The sequence below is a fragment of the Cytobacillus solani genome (assembly GCF_001420595.1).
Taxonomy (GTDB): domain Bacteria; phylum Bacillota; class Bacilli; order Bacillales; family Cytobacillaceae; genus Cytobacillus; species Cytobacillus solani.
In genome coordinates this window covers 4,135,663-4,152,284 of sequence record NZ_LJIX01000006.1, presented here as the reverse complement: position 1 = coordinate 4,152,284, position 16,622 = coordinate 4,135,663, and the positions used below count along the sequence as shown (strand labels likewise).

Annotated in this window: 20 protein-coding genes; 12 read left to right on the top strand and 8 right to left on the bottom strand. The window is 38.7% G+C overall.

The annotated features are described in order from the left end of the window. Positions 1 to 123 precede the first annotated feature (123 nt). Positions 124 to 1,041, top strand: a complete 918-nt coding sequence (gene lipA, locus AN957_RS22655; protein WP_053477782.1) for a lipoyl synthase — start codon at positions 124 to 126, stop codon at positions 1,039 to 1,041. Between the two features lie 206 nt (positions 1,042 to 1,247). On the opposite strand, the gene AN957_RS22650 is transcribed toward lipA, so the two are convergent. Continuing rightward, positions 1,248 to 1,859, bottom strand: a complete 612-nt coding sequence (locus AN957_RS22650; RefSeq protein ID WP_245637804.1) for a YhcN/YlaJ family sporulation lipoprotein — start codon at positions 1,857 to 1,859, stop codon at positions 1,248 to 1,250. A gap of 87 nt (positions 1,860 to 1,946) precedes the next feature. Between AN957_RS22650 and AN957_RS22645 the strand changes: the two genes are divergently transcribed. Further along, a complete protein-coding gene (locus tag AN957_RS22645; protein WP_053477783.1) occupies positions 1,947 to 2,222 on the top strand; it encodes a YutD family protein in 276 nt (91 codons plus the stop codon). Between the two features lie 239 nt (positions 2,223 to 2,461). Here AN957_RS22645 and AN957_RS22640 read toward each other — a convergent pair whose 3' ends face one another. Next, complete coding sequence (locus AN957_RS22640) at positions 2,462 to 2,755, bottom strand: hypothetical protein (protein ID WP_053477784.1); 294 nt, start codon at positions 2,753 to 2,755, stop codon at positions 2,462 to 2,464. A 99-nt stretch (positions 2,756 to 2,854) separates the two neighbouring features. Further along, entirely contained in the window at positions 2,855 to 3,121 is a 267-nt protein-coding gene (locus AN957_RS22635) for a DUF3055 domain-containing protein (RefSeq protein ID WP_053477785.1), read from the bottom strand. A gap of 183 nt (positions 3,122 to 3,304) precedes the next feature. Here AN957_RS22635 and AN957_RS22630 point away from each other — a divergent pair, with 183 nt between their 5' ends. The 3 genes from AN957_RS22630 (at position 3,305) to AN957_RS22620 (ending at position 5,923) form a co-directional block, all read left to right on the top strand. Beyond that, on the top strand, positions 3,305 to 4,609 hold the full coding sequence (locus tag AN957_RS22630) for an EAL domain-containing protein (RefSeq protein ID WP_053477786.1): 1,305 nt from the start codon (positions 3,305 to 3,307) through the stop codon (positions 4,607 to 4,609). A 19-nt stretch (positions 4,610 to 4,628) separates the two neighbouring features. Beyond that, positions 4,629 to 5,066, top strand: a complete 438-nt coding sequence (locus AN957_RS22625) for a DUF86 domain-containing protein (protein ID WP_053477787.1) — start codon at positions 4,629 to 4,631, stop codon at positions 5,064 to 5,066. Between the two features lie 89 nt (positions 5,067 to 5,155). After that, positions 5,156 to 5,923: a TIGR01457 family HAD-type hydrolase gene (locus AN957_RS22620; RefSeq protein ID WP_056686137.1), complete on the top strand. Its 768-nt coding sequence runs from the start codon at positions 5,156 to 5,158 to the stop codon at positions 5,921 to 5,923. Between the two features lie 155 nt (positions 5,924 to 6,078). Here the strand turns inward: AN957_RS22620 and AN957_RS22615 are convergent, their stop codons facing one another. Beyond that, positions 6,079 to 6,579: a phosphatidylglycerophosphatase A family protein gene (locus AN957_RS22615; RefSeq protein ID WP_053477789.1), complete on the bottom strand. Its 501-nt coding sequence runs from the start codon at positions 6,577 to 6,579 to the stop codon at positions 6,079 to 6,081. A 194-nt stretch (positions 6,580 to 6,773) separates the two neighbouring features. Here AN957_RS22615 and yutH point away from each other — a divergent pair, with 194 nt between their 5' ends. From yutH to thrB, 4 genes are all read left to right on the top strand, one after another. After that, on the top strand, positions 6,774 to 7,781 hold the full coding sequence (yutH, locus tag AN957_RS22610) for a spore coat putative kinase YutH (protein WP_053477790.1): 1,008 nt from the start codon (positions 6,774 to 6,776) through the stop codon (positions 7,779 to 7,781). Between the two features lie 191 nt (positions 7,782 to 7,972). Next, complete coding sequence (locus AN957_RS22605; protein ID WP_056686134.1) at positions 7,973 to 9,271, top strand: homoserine dehydrogenase; 1,299 nt, start codon at positions 7,973 to 7,975, stop codon at positions 9,269 to 9,271. Further along, on the top strand, positions 9,268 to 10,329 hold the full coding sequence (gene thrC / locus AN957_RS22600) for a threonine synthase (RefSeq protein ID WP_053477792.1): 1,062 nt from the start codon (positions 9,268 to 9,270) through the stop codon (positions 10,327 to 10,329). The genes AN957_RS22605 and thrC overlap by 4 nt, the downstream gene beginning before the upstream one ends. After that, complete coding sequence (thrB, locus tag AN957_RS22595) at positions 10,326 to 11,249, top strand: homoserine kinase (RefSeq protein WP_056686132.1); 924 nt, start codon at positions 10,326 to 10,328, stop codon at positions 11,247 to 11,249. The genes thrC and thrB overlap by 4 nt, the downstream gene beginning before the upstream one ends. Before the next feature lie 14 nt (positions 11,250 to 11,263). Here the strand turns inward: thrB and AN957_RS22590 are convergent, their stop codons facing one another. After that, positions 11,264 to 11,503 carry a NifU family protein gene (locus AN957_RS22590; protein ID WP_053477794.1) on the bottom strand — a complete coding sequence of 80 codons (240 nt, stop codon included), beginning with the start codon at positions 11,501 to 11,503 and terminating at the stop codon, positions 11,264 to 11,266. 160 nt (positions 11,504 to 11,663) lie between these two features. Here AN957_RS22590 and AN957_RS22585 point away from each other — a divergent pair, with 160 nt between their 5' ends. Further along, entirely contained in the window at positions 11,664 to 11,987 is a 324-nt protein-coding gene (locus AN957_RS22585) for a YuzD family protein (protein ID WP_056686129.1), read from the top strand. Positions 11,988 to 12,201: 214 nt separating this feature from the next. On the opposite strand, the gene AN957_RS22580 is transcribed toward AN957_RS22585, so the two are convergent. Then, a complete protein-coding gene (locus AN957_RS22580) occupies positions 12,202 to 13,269 on the bottom strand; it encodes an NAD(P)/FAD-dependent oxidoreductase (protein WP_053477796.1) in 1,068 nt (355 codons plus the stop codon). A 353-nt stretch (positions 13,270 to 13,622) separates the two neighbouring features. Between AN957_RS22580 and AN957_RS22575 the strand changes: the two genes are divergently transcribed. After that, positions 13,623 to 13,862, top strand: coding sequence for a YuzB family protein (locus tag AN957_RS22575; RefSeq protein WP_053477797.1), 240 nt, complete (start codon positions 13,623 to 13,625; stop codon positions 13,860 to 13,862). 326 nt (positions 13,863 to 14,188) lie between these two features. Here AN957_RS22575 and AN957_RS22570 read toward each other — a convergent pair whose 3' ends face one another. After that, positions 14,189 to 14,899, bottom strand: a complete 711-nt coding sequence (locus AN957_RS22570; protein WP_053477798.1) for a DUF2225 domain-containing protein — start codon at positions 14,897 to 14,899, stop codon at positions 14,189 to 14,191. Between the two features lie 212 nt (positions 14,900 to 15,111). On the opposite strand from AN957_RS22570, the gene AN957_RS22565 reads away from it, so the two are divergent. Next, a complete protein-coding gene (locus AN957_RS22565; RefSeq protein WP_056686126.1) occupies positions 15,112 to 15,474 on the top strand; it encodes a HesB/IscA family protein in 363 nt (120 codons plus the stop codon). Positions 15,475 to 15,599: 125 nt separating this feature from the next. Here the strand turns inward: AN957_RS22565 and AN957_RS22560 are convergent, their stop codons facing one another. Continuing rightward, positions 15,600 to 16,595, bottom strand: a complete 996-nt coding sequence (locus AN957_RS22560) for an NAD(P)/FAD-dependent oxidoreductase (RefSeq protein ID WP_053477800.1) — start codon at positions 16,593 to 16,595, stop codon at positions 15,600 to 15,602. Positions 16,596 to 16,622: the final 27 nt, after the last annotated feature.

Here is a 16,622-nt window from a genome sequence, read left to right as displayed (position 1 = left end):
CCTCTTGACTTCGACTTGTCCTTGTCTTTTTCATATGATAAAGTGACATCAGGGAATTCATAGAAAGCTGAAGGTTCCTGGTTTTATTTTGATGCAATTTTTTTCATATAATGGGGTGGGAATATGAGCAAACAAGAAGAATATTTACGTAAGCCAGAATGGCTGAAAATAAAATTAAACACGAATGAAAATTATACGGGCTTAAAGAAAATGATGCGTGAAAAAGGACTGCATACTGTATGTGAGGAAGCCAAATGTCCAAATATCCATGAATGTTGGGCAGTTAGAAGAACAGCTACATTTATGATTCTTGGCGATACTTGTACAAGAGCATGCCGTTTTTGTGCTGTCAAAACGGGGTTGCCAACAGAGCTTGATTTACAGGAGCCAGAAAGAGTGGCAGACTCTGTTGCATTAATGAATTTAAAACATGCAGTTGTTACGGCTGTTGCTAGAGATGATTTAAAGGATGGCGGAGCTGCTGTCTTTGCTGAAACAGTAAGGGCAATCCGTAGAAAAAGTCCATTTACGACAATTGAAGTTCTTCCTTCAGATATGGGTGGGGTACTCGAAAATTTACAAATACTGATGGACGCACGCCCAGATATCCTAAACCATAATATTGAAACAGTTGAAAGATTGACACCAAGAGTTAGAGCACGTGCAAAATATGACCGCTCATTAGAATTTTTACGCCGTGCAAAAGAGCTGCAGCCTGATATCCCAACTAAGTCGAGCTTAATGATTGGACTTGGAGAAACGAAGGAAGAAATTATCGAAACAATGGATGCACTCCGAGCAAATCATGTTGACATTATGACAATTGGTCAGTATTTGCAGCCTTCGAAGAAGCATTTGAAGGTGCAAAAGTATTATCATCCGGATGAATTTAACGAGTTTAAGGAAATTGCATTGAGCAAAGGCTTCAGCCATTGTGAAGCAGGTCCACTCGTTCGCTCTTCCTACCATGCAGATGAACAAGTCAATGCGGCAGCCCAACGAAAACAGGCATTAGGGGAACAGGAAGTAAAAGAAGCATAAGAATATAAAAGAGTTCAGCTAATTGTCGGCTGAACTCTTTTTAAACTGGAATGACCTGATGCAAGAAGCCACAGAATGCTGAGTCCCTCTAGTTTGTACGGCGATGACCAATGCGCTTGTGCATTTCATAAGGGGGGCTAGGAGCCGCAGCTAGATTGCGGAGCCCTTCCAGTTTGTACGGCGATAATCAAGGCGCTTGTGCATTTCTATTTTCCTTGAGGAGATTTTTTCATATCTTTAATTAGCCTATCGATCCCATGATGGGCAGTTCGACTATCTGAGTCCGATGTTGAGTAGCTTTCAACAAATTGCCTTAAAGCTGTATTATCACTAACATAGATTTTATACCAGCTTGGAACTACAGACATCGCCATTTTTTTCACTTGATCTGCAGTAGCGTTTCGATCTTTTGTATCAGTGGCATAGACAATTAAAACTTCCTGGTCGGTAACAAGTGTAGAAACATCATCGACATTAGGAACCTCTGTGCAAAATTTCCCAATGGTATCTGCTGTTTTTTCACGGTCAATCATTTCATAATGATCATATGATACATTCTCTCCAAGCACGGGGCTCCGTTGATGCCTTACATAGCCAAAATCTTCACTTTTATTGGTTGACCCATTATTTCTGTTATAAATATCAGCGCGCTGATCATTCACATTGATTGTATTGCCGCTTTTTTCATAGAGCCTATCCTGTGCCATTTGATTACTATTGTTTTGACATGCAGTTAAAGCAGCAAGGGCACAAATGCTTGAAATGACTAGTGTCTTTTTTATGTGAAACACCTCCTCATTTATAGAATAGCCAAGCAATTATTTTTTTCTCTTAGTAATTGATGGGGAATCAGTTATAATTTAATTAATGATGAGCGCTTACGCTTTTCAAGTGAGGTGAAAATTTTGATTTGTATTAACAATGTTTGTTATGAAGTAATAGAAGATAATCGAGATGGATTTAATGAAGAGGCATTTCGTGGAAGATACAGCGAGATTTTGACGAGATACGATTATATCGTAGGTGATTGGGGATATGGTCAGCTGAGGCTGAGAGGCTTTTTTGATGATCAAAATCAGAAAGCAACCTTTGATACGAAAATTAGTACATTGACGGAATATTTATATGAATTCTGTAATTTTGGCTGTGCTTATTTCGTTGCGAAGAAAGTAGAAAAGTAAAAAGATGTATAGAGCAGAGACAATTGGAAATATCCTTTGTCTCTGCCTTACTTTAAATGAAAGAATATCTTTTGAGTCAGAGATGTCTAGCGCAAGCGTCCTATCGCCTATCAAACTTCAGGTCCCCTCCGGCAACGATTGCGTCAGCATCGGTTCGCTTACGCTCACCGTATTTCCTTTATCGAAAGAACCGGCCCTTCTGCGTTTGTACGGCGATGATCAAGGCGCTTGCGCTTTTTTTATTTCTGGTAATCTGAATAAGGTGGCTGAATACTCTTGTTAGGATCGTCATGTGGCGGGTGTGCCCCCTCCATTTGTCGGGGCATGTCTTCATGCAAAGTTTTGTTTTCGAAAGTAAATGCACTATACTTCCGTTGTTCTGGAAGCCAAGGAGTACTTTTATTTTCAACCGCTTCATATTTATTGATCGGGGAGCCGTAGGGTCCTTCTGGGTATTCTTCAGCGGTTAGGAAATTTCTCTGGGATTCTACATTTGAAAAGTCCGTATAGATTCTTTGCTTTTTATCATCCATAGAAAATCACCTCAGAAACGTATTCAATAAAATAAAGGAGAACCTTATGTAAAGGTTCTCCTTTATTATTTGTGCTACCCATTGGATTCATTCAAAAGTCTATACTAACTCCATTAGGAAGGAGCGCAATTCCTCTGCATCTTCCTCATTGAGGTTAAATGCATACTCCAAATATCCTTCTTCCTTTAAGTCATCATCACCGATGATTGCAAATCGATTTCCTTGAATATCAAGAACGATTTGTTTTCCATAATAACGATCTGATTGAATGATGGCCAAGTCAAAGCGTTGGTTTTCTCCCATAAAGCTAACAAATCTTGTTTTCGTATTTACGATATCATCATATAAAAAAAAGCGCTCAGACATAGATAAGTTCTCCTTTTTGCCTATATTCTATTACTAATAGTAACCCACCTTCCTTTTAGAATAAAGGGTATTTCCCATTTGCTAATTTTATTTCCATAAATCTTTCTAGTTACGGAAAAATAAACTACTTTTATGATAAAATAAAAACATGTAGAATACAGCACCGAAAGAGGAATGAAGCGAATGGTCCATCGATGCAATGAAAAGACAGCAACCTTTGGCAAATGGATGAAAATTTTCCTTCCATTACATAAGATGCGTGATTATCCCCCACAGTTTATTATTCGAGATCCTATTACAAGCGGGGTAAAAAGAGCTTTTAGAAGTGGCTATGAAGTGGCAATTGTTGTTTTCAATATTAATAATCTAAGGGATCTTCCAAATCACCTTGGACAACAGGGATATTTGAAATTTATTTCTTGTTTAAAGAAAACCTTTTGGGAGGTTATTAAACAAGAAATCGAGGAAGAGGATATCATTGCTCTTCATGATTATTCTAGCGATGGACTAACATTATTTTTATCGATTGATCATAACCGCTACAGTGTAACTGAAATTGACAAAAGAATGAAAAAGATTTTGCGGGAATCTGAAAAGAATATGTATGTGGAAATGCCTGCTGCTAAACCGACGATTGATACAGGTTACATGTTTATAGAAAAGAAGCATTATTCTATTCAGGAAGCGATTTTAAAGGCTCAACAGCAGGCTTTGGCAATGGCCGAGAAGCGAGTACGTTCAGAATTCAATGATATGCTGTATTCAGTTAATAAAATTATTGCTCAAAAGGATATTCGAATGCTTGCACAGCCTATCATTAATGTGGCTACAGGGGAAGTGAAGGCATGGGAAATGCTAACAAGAGGACCAAAGGGGACAGGATTAGAAAGTCCACTCCAGCTTTTTTCTGTGGCAAAACAAACTGGATTGCTGTATGACCTTGAAATGATTGTTTTTGAGAAGATTTTAGAGCAAATTAATGCAACTGGATGCACTCAGGATATTTTTATTAACTTCACACCGATTTCTCTAGGCAATGAACGGTTTATTAGAGATATTAAAAAGATGCTGGCAAAAAATAAAAATATACCTCCTAGGCAGCTTACATTAGAAATTACGGAACGGGACTCGATCGATGGGATGGAGAACTTTCTCTACAATATTAAGGTATTAAGAACATTAGGGTTCCGGATTGCTGTAGATGATACGGGTGCAGGATATGCAAGTCTTCATTCCATTAGTGAAATTATGCCGGATATTATCAAAATAGATCGTTCGGTCATACAGGATATTGATAAAAATTCGGTTAAGGAATCCATGCTGCAAGGACTGCTCTTAATAGCACGAGAGGCAGGTTCACTAGTTGTCGCTGAAGGAATTGAAAATAAAGATGAGGCATCGGTCCTTTCAAGGAATAAGGTTGACTTAGCACAAGGGTATTATTACTCTCGCCCGACAGCACTTATTCAAGGCCTCAAATCATCATAATTGAAGAAGGGTGAAACGTATGTATTTTGTTGACAGGGAAAAGATTGAAACAACACTTGTGTTTTTAGAACAGCAATTTTTCCTTTTCGAGCAAATAAAAAATTGGGATTCACCGATTGAAAAAGCAGCAATGGAGCGAGTAAGTCATTTAATGATTGAAGCCATTCTTGACGTGGGAAATTCAATGATTGATGGGTTTATTATGCGTGACCCTGGAAGTTACGAAGATATTGTTGATATTTTAGACGATGAAAAGGTTATTCATAAGGAATTGAGCGTTAGCTGTAAACAAATCATTAAGTATCGAAAAATGCTAGTACAGGATTATACCGATATTAATCATTCGGAAGTCGCTGAGGTGTTTGCAAAACAATTGCCTGTTATTAAGCAATTCCCAGCGAGTGTAAGGGCATACTTATTGAATGAATTAGGGCCGGTTTCAGCCTTTCGAAATTAAAAGAATAAGCCGAAAAGGCCGGATGTTATCCGGCCTTTTTCTAATGATTGTTATACGAATTGGTGATGATAAAGTCAGGAGTGATGGAAATGAAAAAATATAAAGGGTATTTAATTGATTTGGATGGTACGATGTATCGGGGTACAGAGCTTATCAAAGAAGCAGCAAACTTTGTAAATGAACTGATCAAGTTGGATTTGCCTTATCTCTTTGTCACGAATAATTCTTCAAGGACTCCACAGCAGGTTGCTGATAAGCTTTGTTCGTTCTCGATTCCCGCTACATCAAAGCAAATATTTACAACGAGTATGGCAACGGCGAATTACGTTTACGAACAAAAGAATGATGCCTCCGTCTATGTGATTGGGGAGGAAGGCATTCGTACAGCATTAGCAGACAAAGGATTAACATTTGCAGAAGAGAATGCTGATTATGTTGTCGTAGGGATTGATCGCTCAATTAATTATGAAAAGCTCGCTACTGCATGTTTAGCCGTTAGGAATGGGGCAGCCTTTATTTCAACAAATGGAGATATTGCTATTCCGACGGAAAGAGGTCTTTTACCTGGTAATGGTTCTTTAACGTCCGTGATAACCGTATCGACACAAACAAAACCGATATTTATTGGGAAACCCGAATCGATTATTATGGAACAAGCGTTACAGGTGCTTGGTACAAAGAAATCGGAAACGCTGATGGTGGGAGATAATTATGATACTGACATACTAGCAGGGATGAATGCAGGAATGGACACGCTGCTTGTTCATACAGGTGTCACAACGAAGGAGCTCCTTTCAAACTACGAAAAAAAGCCGACATATGTAGTCAAGTCGCTTCATCAATGGAAATTTTTATAGATAAAAACCAAATGCGTAAGCGTCATTGGAACAATCAAATTACCGATTATTCCTGTGATGAATTCATGAACGTGGACAACTCATCATAACGTTATCGACTAGATTTGTAATTGATTGTATAACGAAAAAGGATGGAGAATGATCTTCTCCATCCTTTATTTTGTCCCTTGTGCACGATGCGCTAAACGGCTGGAAGCAGCTGCAGCGATTGCCCCTACAATATCATCTAAAAAAGTATGGCACTTTCCAGAGCTTTTATCATTTAAATCCTTTAAAATACCAGGTTTTAATTTATCGATATAGCCAAAGTTTGTAAATCCGATCGATCCATATACATTCACAATAGATAGTGCTAAGATTTCATCCACCCCATATAGACCTTCATCAATTTCAATGACATGCTGCAATGGTTCAAGCAGCTTCTTTTCTTCAGCAAGCATATCAAGCTGAATGCCAGTTAGAACAGCATTTTGTACCTCCCTTTTAGAAAGGACGCGTTCAACATTCTCGATGCAAACTTCCATTTGCAAATCGGGATGATACTTCTCTTGTAGAAAATAGACTAAATCGGCAATATCTTGAATTTCTACTCCGCGGTCATGTAGCCATTTTCTCGCTGTTAGTTCAATTGGATCAACTGATTTTTCTTCATTCATCGGCTCCACCTATTTTCTATAATATTTTCCTTAAATATATACGATCTTACATGGAATTATGCTATCTTAGTCTTCTTGGAAATATCTACCCTTTCATCATATCCGAGGTTCTCCATCTTAATCAAGAAAAGATCAAGTTTTGCTTTCGTCATTCATATATATGACCTAAGATGCCTGAAAAAAGAGGTGGAGAGATGTTAAACCATATGCTTGAAAAACAATATGGAATTCAGTTTGATGAAGAAATTCGTGTTGGTAAATATCATGCATGCAGAAAACAAGGGCAAATCTATTTAATTGTCCCTGTAGAAGGATATGAGGCGGACGAATTAACCGAATTAGAAATGCTAGCTGACCATTTAGCAAGAAACGGTGAAAAATATTGCAGCACTTTTTTAAAAACAACAGAGGGACAACAAATAAGCGAGTGGGAGAATCAGAAATATTGTGTATTAAAAAATGAGCATATTCAGAATCGCAAGGTCAATCGTTTTGGAAGAAGATTAGCTAAGTTCCACTACAGGGGGCGGTCTGTTTCATTCTCAGTGAATAAATTAAGCCGAATTGGCCAGTGGAAGCAATTATGGGAAATGAGGCTGGACCAAATGGAAAAGGTTTGGAATGATATGCTCTTTCAGCAGCCTGATAATGATTTTGAACGGATGTTTTTAGAATCATTTCCTTACTATATGGGCATAGCTGAAAATTCGATTCAATACCTAGTAGACACTGAACTGGATGATGAACCTTCATTCATGGATAGCGGGACGGTCTGTCATAACCGATTCACAGATGTGACGTGGGGAAATTCCTATTATATCAAGAATCCATTTGATTGGGTTTTTGACCATTCCTCAAGAGATCTTGCTGAGTGGACGAGAGAAAAGTATTTCCATAACATCAAAACATATGAGCCAGAGATGCGAAAGTTTATTACTGATTATCAAAGCATAGCCCCATTATCTTCGTTTTCATGGCGGCTTTATTATGCACGTATCCTTTTTCCGCTTCATTACTTCTCTTGTGTTGAATCGTATTATGGAACAGAATCAGAACAAGAGAAAAAGCTCCTTGAGGAAAGTCTTCACAAGTTTCTGCAGCAATCAGATGATCATGAGCGGTTTTTAGGACGTTTTTACGAATTTGCTGAAGTCCCAGTCCAAAAGTGGAAGATCCCTTTAGTGGGTTGGCTAAAAAAGTAAGCCTGAACATTCGTGCACCTTTCTCAAAAAAGGTGTATTTTTTTCTACTTTAAATAGATTATAGTACATTTCATCAGAATAATAAGAAAAAACTATTGTAATAACTTGGAATCAGCACTATAATGTCTACTATATAAATACAAATGTACATATACAAAGAACAACGGTGGCTGAACGAGAGGGGAATTATAATGGAAGAAATATCAATTGGATTATTAGGTTTAGGAACTGTCGGATCAGGTGTAGTGAAAATCATTGAGAATCATCAAGATAAGCTTATTCATCAAGTAGGCTGTCCCGTTAAAGTAAAAAAGATCCTTGTGAAGGATTTAAATAAAGAGCGAGCTGTTCAAGTGGAACAGGCACGATTAACTACTAATCCTGATGAAGTTTTAAATGATCCGGAAATTGATGTCATTATTGAAGTCATGGGCGGAATTGATGAAACGAAAAAGTACTTAAAACAAGCATTGCTCAATCGGAAAAATATTGTTACAGCCAATAAAGATTTAATGGCTTTACATGGTGCGGAGCTTCTAACCATTGCTTCAGAAAATGGCTGTGATCTGTTTTATGAGGCAAGTGTAGCTGGAGGAATCCCAATCTTAAGAAGCCTTGTCGATGGTCTGGCCTCTGACCGAATCACAAAGATGATGGGAATTGTAAATGGAACAACTAATTTTATCTTAACGAAGATGGCAAAGTTCGGAAGTGCCTATGAAGAAGCGCTTAAGGAAGCACAGGAGCTCGGCTATGCAGAAGCAGATCCAACAGCAGATGTTGAAGGGCTGGATGCAGCAAGAAAAATGGCGATCCTATCTACACTTGGATTTTCGATGAAAATTGATTTGGATGATGTAAAGGTAAAAGGAATTACAGGAATTACAGAAAATGATTTAGAGTATGCGAAGCAGCTTGGCTATACAATGAAGCTGATCGGTATTGCTCATAGAGAAGGAGAAAAAGTTGAGATCAGTGTTCAGCCTACTCTATTAGTAGAATCACATCCGCTCGCATCAGTCCAGGACGAATTTAATGCTGTTTATGTTTATGGGGAAGCTGTTGGGGAAACGATGTTTTACGGGCCAGGGGCAGGCAGTTTGCCGACTGCTACTGCTGTTGTTTCAGACCTTGTAGGCGTAATGAAAAATATGCGTTTAGGCGTAACTGGAAAAAGTGCGGTTATCCCTCAATATAAAAAACTGCTAAAGGAACCAGGAGAAATATATTCTAAATACTTTTTACGCCTGCATGTGAAAGATGAGGTTGGTGTTTTTGCTGATATTACTTCTATCTTCTCAGAGCACGGGGTCAGCTTCGAAAAGATCCTCCAGCTGCCTTTAAAGAAACAGGGAATTGCAGAAATTGTTCTTGTTACCCATCAAGCTTCTTTGCAAGATTACGAGGATAGTCTAGTTAAATTAAGAGATTTGCATGCCGTACAGACAATTAAAAGTTCATACCGGGTGGAAGGGAGTGCAAATGTATGAGATGGGAAGGTCTATTAAAAGCTTATAAAGAGTATTTACCAATAAATGAGCATACGCCATTACTTACATTAAATGAAGGGAATACACCTCTCATCCGGCTTAATAAGCTATCTGATGAATGGGGGATAGACCTGTATGTCAAAACGGAAGGTGCCAATCCAACTGGTTCATTTAAGGATAGAGGAATGGTTATGGCCGTCGCGAAGGCAAAGGAAGAAGGCAGTGACACCATTATTTGTGCTTCAACCGGCAATACGTCAGCGGCGGCAGCAGCTTATGCAGCAAGGGCGGGTTTAAGATGCATCATCGTTATTCCAGAGGGGAAAATAGCGATGGGGAAGCTTGCGCAGGCCGTCATCTATGGGGCTGAGATTATTTCTATAGAAGGAAACTTCGATGAGGCATTGGCAATGGTTAGAAGGATTAGTGAAGTAGAACCTATTACTCTAGTAAATTCAGTTAATCCATACCGTTTAGAGGGGCAAAAAACTGCTGCATTTGAAATTTGTGATCAATTAGGGCAGGCACCGGATATTCTTGCCCTCCCTGTCGGAAATGCAGGAAATATTAGTGCTTACTGGAAAGGATTCAAAGACTATCATGCAGTAAAAAATACAGGATTGCCGCGCATGCATGGGTTTGAGGCAGAAGGAGCAGCGGCGATTGTGCACAATCGAATCTTTGAAAATCCAGAAACAGTGGCAACAGCGATCCGAATCGGAAATCCTGCTAGCTGGCATTTAGCAACAGCTGCATTACATGAGTCCGAAGGGAAAATCGATGAAGTGTGCGATGAGGAGATCTTGTATATGTATAGAAAATTAGCCTCATCAGAAGGCCTCTTTGCTGAACCTGCTTCCTGTGCATCACTTGCAGGGATCTATAAACAGCTCCGTCACGGGGAAATCCCGCATAAATCAAGAGTTGTTGCTATTTTGACAGGAAATGGACTTAAAGATCCGAATATTGCAATGGAATGCAGTCCTGTTAAACCTGTTTGTCTGCCAAATGATGAGTTTGCAGTTTCGGAGCATATTAAGGGAGTTGTCCATGTATGAGCGAAGGTGAAATGCTCATCATTAAAGTTCCTGGAAGCTCAGCAAATTTAGGGCCGGGCTTTGATTCCATTGGTTTAGCATTGAATGTGTATTTAACATTAGAAGTAGAGAAGGCGAAAGAATGGGAGGTTGTTCCTCTTTCTGAAGAGTTGAATATTTTTCCAAAGGATGAAATGAATTATATTTTTCAAATTGCCATAGAAACTGCTGAGAAACATAATCAAAAGCTGCCAGCTTGCCGGATTAAAGTAAAAAGTGATATTCCTCTTGCAAGAGGGCTTGGTTCTAGTGCGGCCGCCATTGTCGCAGGAATTGAGTTAGCCGATGCGCTCTGTAAACTCCATCTGACTCAACAAGAAAAATTGGAATGGGCTTCTAAGATTGAAGGACATCCAGATAATGTTGGTGCCAGCCTATTAGGCGGGCTGGTTGTAGGCTGTCAGTTTGAGGATGAAGTGAGTATTGAATCCTTTCATCACCTTGAAATCGATATTGTTGCAGTGATTCCAAGGGAAGAGCTCTTAACAAAGGATTCAAGGGGGGTACTGCCACAAACCTTTTTATATGAAAATGCTGTACAAGCTGGGGCGATTGGGAATGTGATGATTGCTGCTCTGCTAAATGGCAATTATAAGCAGGTCGGAAAAATGATGAAGGCTGACCGATACCATCATCCATATCGAAAAGAAATAGTGCCGCATTTGCAAGTAATTGAAGAGCTGGCACCAGACTTCGGAGCATTCGGAGTAGCTTTAAGCGGTGCAGGACCAACGATATTATGCTTGGCGGAAAAGGGGGCAGGCATGGATTTGGCAAAGAGGCTGGCACATGCACTGCCAGAGATGGAATACCGTTATTTAAACATTGAACAAGCTGGAAGCAAGGTGTATGTTTCAAATAAAAAGCGATGTCTCAAATGACATCGCTTTTAGTATTAAAAAACTTGTTCTACTTCTGTAACGCCAGGTACTTCTTCTAAAAGAGCGCGTTCGATTCCAGCTTTTAATGTGATCGTTGAGCTTGGGCATGAGCCGCAAGCACCAAGCAGACGTAGCTTAACGATCCCATCCTCTACATCAACTAATTCACAGTCTCCTCCATCACGTAGAAGGAATGGACGCAATTTATCTAATACTTCTTGAACTTGCTCAAGCATAGCTGTTTGTTCTGCCATTTGTATCTACCCCTTTCTTATTAATTATTATAATCATTCTCACTGCAAAAATCTATTTTAAGACGCGGATTTCCACTAAATGTGAAATTACTTAGGTTTCTATTATTATAATATTGTAAAATAGGATTAAGGATACATTTTTAAATAAGGGGGAAAAGAAATGAAACGAGAGGTTGAAATAAATGTATATGGGGCTGAGCAGCTATGTCCAAGCTGTGTGAACCTTCCTTCTTCAAAAGAAACATATGAATGGCTACAAGCAGCTTTGGAAAGAAAATATCCTCACCAGCCGTTTAAGATTACGTATGTAGATATTCATAATCCGCCTGAGGATAATGAGAAAAGAAGCTTTGCCGAAAGGGTTATTGAGGAGGATATGTTTTACCCTGTTGTCTTAATAGAGGATCAGTTAGTTGGTGAGGGCAACCCCAGATTGAAAACGATTTATGCGGAAATGGAAAAACATGGGTACACCGCAGAATGAAAAAATGGAGCATCCTTTATTGGGATGCTCCTTACTTAGAGAATAAGATGATTCTTTATTTAAAGAATTGTCTAGCTGCAGCCCACAGTGTACTTCGGTCTTCCTCCCTACGATAAGTCAAGTACGAATGCGCTATCGCTCTTCGTGCTTCCTATATCTCAGTCGATAGCCCTCACAGTCCATATGTCGCTAAGCAGGGGCCTTCCGCTTTTCGTTATCCTCGATGGTTTTTATACATCCATAAAATTCCGGATTTGATCATTCTGGCAACTCGGCCAGTAATTGGTCTCTCTGCAACGACACCGAATCCGTGTTTTTTTCCAAGTGAACCAAGAACCCCTTTTAACTTAATCGTTGGCATTTCTTCGGGTAATTCTTCACCTTTCCAACGTTTTAATAGAATTTGTACAATTTGCTCTGCCTGTCCTTCTGCAAGCTGGGCACTTGGAGCATGAGGAAGACTTGCACAATCGCCGACAACATAGACATGCTCATCTGTTGGAAGATTATGGTGCTTTGTCAAAACGACGCGTCCTTGTGAATCTTTTTCAACCTTCATTTCCCGAACGACTTTATTCGGCTGAATCCCTGCAGTCCAAACGATTGCATCACAGGAAATTGGCTCATCATGATTAAAAAGAGTATTTTCCTCTACACGTGTAATATTGGAGTGGCTGACAATTTCAACACTATGACTATCAAACCAATTTTCAACATACTCGCTTAGTCTCTCTGGGAAGGCAGATAAAATGTGACTTCCACGATCAAATAATTTAATTTTTAAATCTGGACGGCTTTCATGAAGCTCTGAAGCGATCTCTACTCCGCTTAATCCAGCACCGACGATTGCTACAACTGATCCTGGGGTTAAATTATTCAATGCTTGATAAGTGGCACGGGATTTTTCGATCGTTTGGATGCTGTACGTATGAACATCTGCACCTGGTACATTGTGGTATTTATCTTCACATCCAAGACCTATAATTAAATCGTCATAAGAAACAGAATTTTCTCCCTGCAATTGCACCTGTCTATTCTCAATATCTACGCCAGTAATCTCTCCAAACTTAATTGTTAATCGTGGATGTTCAGGATATGCCACACGAACATGCTGGTCTGAAATGGTCCCAGCGGCTAAGGCGTAATACTCCGTTTTTAAACAATGATATGGAACACGGTCAATAAGCGTAATGGATACATCTTCTGGAAGATGATTTGGCAAAAGTCTGGCTAACACTCTCATCCCTCCATAGCCTCCGCCAAGGATAACAAGATTCTTCATTTTACATTCCCCTTTAAGTTAACTCTAAAGTAGTGATTTTTCTGAAAAATAACTTTAAAAAATTAAAAAAACTTTCTTTAAATATAAATATCTAATACCCTTTATTCATAGAAAGTATAACGAAATTGTGACAAAATCACAACAGCTATAGGGTGAAACTTGACAAAACAAGTCAGTAAATAGTAATTGTGCTCAAGTGTTGAGGGGATATTAAAGTAAAAACAATTGCGGAAAAATATGAAAAAAGGTAGCATTATCATGACTGCAAATATGAACGGGTCCATGGAGGACTCATCAATTACTCATAGAATAAACGTTTATATAGATGGCAATTTAGGTAAGAGGTGATCGAAGTGATAAAGCCAATCATAGAGTTTTGTATCAGCAATCTGGCAAGCGGTTCACAAAAGGCTTTAGAAACCTTAGAAAAGGATTATGATCTTGATGTCATTGAGTATGGCTGTCTTGGCTATTGTGGAAAGTGTGCAAATTCTCTTTTTGCACTTGTAAACGGAGAACCAGTAACAGGTGAAACACCAGAAGAACTGGTAAAAAATATATATCAATTTATAGAGGATAATCCGATGTTTTAATGGGCATTGGTTCCCGGAATGAGTGGGATGAGTAGAAAAGAGTACTCAATAAGGTGTATTGGTTTCTGAAATGAGCTGGAAAAGAGTAAAAGAGTAGTCAATAAGGTGCATTGATTCCCGAAATGAACGGGAAAAGAGCAAAAGAGTAGTCAATAAGGTGTATTGGTTCCTGAAATGAGCCGGAAAAGAGCAAAAGAGTTGTCAATAAGGTGCATTGGTTCCCGAAATCAGCAGAGAAAGTAAAAAGTTGTACTCCATAGGTGAATAAAACGATCTTATAACAAAAAGCCACACCGATTTCAAGTGAAATTAGGTGTGGCTTTCTTTTAACTGATGTTTTCTGTAAGTTTTGCCGATTTTTGTTCTTCACGTATATCATACCAGCGCTCTTTTGCCATATCGATAATTCCAGATTCAACTGTCCGATTTTGCTGTTCGATTACCTTTGAAAAATACTTTACTGCTTGATCAGTTTGGTGGGTTCTTCGTGCTAATTCACCAATTAAATATAGGATCCTCACTTCCGAAACTTGTGTCCCCTTAAAATCATCTTCCATATATGATTGTAAATAAGCATCCATAGCAAGCTTCATAAAACGCTTCTCTTGGTCCGTATTTTCTAAAAGACGGTATAACCATGCGAGTCTCATGTAAGTACCTGCAACGACAATTTGCTTTTCTTTTTTCAATAAACTGCAATAAATCGCTAGTTTATATGTTTTTATTGCATCGGAAACCCTTCTCTTCTGTCCAAAATCATGTGGAACCCATTGAGAGCATACCTTTGAATGAATTTCTTCAACTGCACCTTGAGGAAAATAGGGAGTGAAATCATCTGTTGAGGAAAATCCGCAATGTGGACAGACATTTACATGATATAAAATAGGATTGATCTCATCAGAGGCATAGATTGGGCAAAAATCAGTATCGTAGCTTGTCACTTTAATAAATCTTGAACGTAGTTTTTTCGTTGTAAAGGTTTTTTTGCACATTCTGCATTCACACTTTTTGTCATAGATGGGTTCAATTTGTGTCACTGAGATCGCCTCCTAGGTACAAAGATTTATTGTTTGTTAAATGGACTATCGTTCATTATTACTATAATTATACTCTATTCAGGAAGAAAAGCACGAAGTTTGTTGCTGAAAAATGATTGGTTCTCATTAGTTGAGGATGAGAGACTTAGTGTATATACTATTAATAAGATGGATTTAATTTTTATTAATAAGTGCAAGGAGGGAAATATAAAATGAGTGAAATCGTTATTTTAACAGAAGCAGCTGCTCTGCAAATAAAAGAAATGATGAAAGCGAATGAGGAGGAAAATGCTTCTTTGCGTGTTTCAGTAAAGGGCGGAGGATGCAGCGGTTTATCATATGGTATGGGATTTGCACATGAAGTAGAAGAAAACGATACCCAATTTGAACAGCATGGAATTCAAATCGTTGTAAACAAAGAGGATGCACCTATTCTGCAAGGGACGAAAATTGATTATAAAGAATCTATGATGGGCGGCGGATTTACAATTGATAATCCAAACGCGATTGCATCTTGTGGCTGCGGATCATCATTCCGTACAGCAACTGCGGCTGGAACTCCAGAAGAGTGTTAATTGGATCAAAACCTAAAGAATTGGCTGATAAATGTACAGACTGATAAATTTCACAATCATACTAACTTTCAGCATGCTAAAATGTAAAAGGTATCCAAAAGTGAAATTTTGGATACCTTTTTTCATTAATTAAACATCGATGAACTGTGCAATGGCTGGATTTTAGCCTTTGGATCGATGTAAGCCTTTGCATTATTTACAGCAGTAGGTGCTTCTCCAAAGCCGCAGGCAATAAGCTTCACTTTTCCGTCATATGTACAAATATCTCCAGCAGCATAAATGCCAGGAATGTTTGTTTCCATTTTTGAATTCACGACAATGGAATTCTTTTCGATTTCTAGTCCCCATTCTTTAATTGGGCCAAGTGAAGAAACGAAACCATAGTTGCAAATCACTGCATCTACATCCAGCGTTACTTCTTCTTTATCATTTACACCTTCAAGGACAACACCAGTTATGCCATTGTCATCCCCGATTAATTCAGCAGGAATGTACGGTGTTTTAATTTCTACTTTTGAGTTATTTAGATTTTCCACACTATGTTCATGAGCACGGAATTTATCACGTCTGTGAATGATTGTTACTTTTTCAGCAATTGGCTCTAGCATTAATGCCCAGTCAACTGCAGAATCTCCTCCGCCAAATACAACGACCTTTTTCCCTGCAAACTGGTTTAAATCGTCGATGAAATAATGAAGGTTCTTGCCCTCATATTGTACAGCACTATCAAGCTCTAGGCGACGAGGTTGGAACGCGCCATTTCCAGCTGTGATTACAACTGTTTTTGTATAATGGATTTCTTTATTTGTAGTCAGTTTAAAAATACCGTCATCTTGCTTTTCAAGCTTTTCCACTGATTGTTCTAATGAAGTAGTGGGCTCGAATTTTGCCATTTGTTCCTTTAGATTATTTATTAGTTCTTGTGCACGTACCTTAGGAAAACCTGCAACATCATATATGTATTTTTCAGGATAAAGGGCTGATAATTGACCACCAAGCTGTGGCAAGCTTTCGATAATTTTTACAGAAGCTTGTCTCATTCCCCCGTAGAAAGCAGTGAATAACCCTACAGGTCCTCCACCAATAATAGTTATATCATACACTTTTTGATCTTCGTTCACTCCATATCCCCCCATTAATAAAGTACA

Bases quoted from the DNA above. Each gene is read 5' to 3' on its own strand.
- thrB (WP_056686132.1), top strand. From the start codon at position 10,326: ATGAGCGAAGGTGAAATGCTCATCATTAAAGTTCCTGGAAGCTCAGCA.
- lipA (WP_053477782.1), top strand. From the start codon at position 124: ATGAGCAAACAAGAAGAATATTTACGTAAGCCAGAATGGCTGAAAATA.
- yutH (WP_053477790.1), top strand. From the start codon at position 6,774: ATGTTAAACCATATGCTTGAAAAACAATATGGAATTCAGTTTGATGAA.
- AN957_RS22640 (WP_053477784.1), bottom strand. From the start codon at position 2,755: ATGGATGATAAAAAGCAAAGAATCTATACGGACTTTTCAAATGTAGAA.
- thrC (WP_053477792.1), top strand. From the start codon at position 9,268: ATGAGATGGGAAGGTCTATTAAAAGCTTATAAAGAGTATTTACCAATA.
- AN957_RS22605 (WP_056686134.1), top strand. From the start codon at position 7,973: ATGGAAGAAATATCAATTGGATTATTAGGTTTAGGAACTGTCGGATCA.
- AN957_RS22580 (WP_053477796.1), bottom strand. From the start codon at position 13,269: ATGAAGAATCTTGTTATCCTTGGCGGAGGCTATGGAGGGATGAGAGTG.
- AN957_RS22565 (WP_056686126.1), top strand. From the start codon at position 15,112: ATGAGTGAAATCGTTATTTTAACAGAAGCAGCTGCTCTGCAAATAAAA.
- AN957_RS22620 (WP_056686137.1), top strand. From the start codon at position 5,156: ATGAAAAAATATAAAGGGTATTTAATTGATTTGGATGGTACGATGTAT.
- AN957_RS22590 (WP_053477794.1), bottom strand. From the start codon at position 11,503: ATGGCAGAACAAACAGCTATGCTTGAGCAAGTTCAAGAAGTATTAGAT.
- AN957_RS22585 (WP_056686129.1), top strand. From the start codon at position 11,664: ATGAAACGAGAGGTTGAAATAAATGTATATGGGGCTGAGCAGCTATGT.
- AN957_RS22635 (WP_053477785.1), bottom strand. From the start codon at position 3,121: ATGTCTGAGCGCTTTTTTTTATATGATGATATCGTAAATACGAAAACA.
- AN957_RS22615 (WP_053477789.1), bottom strand. From the start codon at position 6,579: ATGAATGAAGAAAAATCAGTTGATCCAATTGAACTAACAGCGAGAAAA.
- AN957_RS22625 (WP_053477787.1), top strand. From the start codon at position 4,629: ATGTATTTTGTTGACAGGGAAAAGATTGAAACAACACTTGTGTTTTTA.
- AN957_RS22630 (WP_053477786.1), top strand. From the start codon at position 3,305: ATGGTCCATCGATGCAATGAAAAGACAGCAACCTTTGGCAAATGGATG.